The following is a 515-nucleotide window of genomic DNA, read 5'->3' as shown; positions in this document are numbered from 1 at the left end:
GGTTTCCATCGACACCCACGGCCAGGATGTTCCCGGCGACGTTCTCTATGTGGAGGGCGAGCCGGTTCTGCGCGACGACGACCGCACCGTGCTCACGACCGCACCGGACGGCAGCGCCGACATCACGGCCGACTTCCGGCTGTACGACGGAGCGGAAGGCGATGCGAACCGCCTGAGCGACGCGCCGAGCGTGGAGTCGAAGACGCTCGTCCATTACCGCGGGCATCGTTCGCGCGAGTTTCCCAAGCGCAACTACAGCATTCACCTCGTCGACGACGCCGGCCTGCCGCGCAACGAGAAGCTGGCCGGCATGGCGAGCGAAAACGCATGGGTTCTGAACGGCCCATACCTCGACAAGAGTCTCATTCGCAACTACGTGAGCTACACGCTGGGCCAGCATCTGCGCGTGCTTTCGCCCGACGTGCGGTTTTGCGAGCTTTTCATGGACGGCGAGTACCGCGGTGTGTTCCTGCTCATGGAGTCGGTGAAGGAGGGGGGCAACCGCGTAAACCTGA

General features: G+C 64.1%; 1 protein-coding gene. It reads left to right on the top strand.

The annotated features are described in order from the left end of the window. A partial coding sequence (locus DMP08_RS12340) for a CotH kinase family protein (protein WP_211328442.1) occupies nucleotides 1-515 on the top strand: 515 nt, incomplete at both ends.

The sequence above is a fragment of the Paraeggerthella hongkongensis genome (assembly GCF_003726035.1).
Lineage (GTDB): Bacteria > Actinomycetota > Coriobacteriia > Coriobacteriales > Eggerthellaceae > Paraeggerthella > Paraeggerthella hongkongensis.
This window is presented reverse-complemented; position numbering and strand designations above follow the sequence as displayed.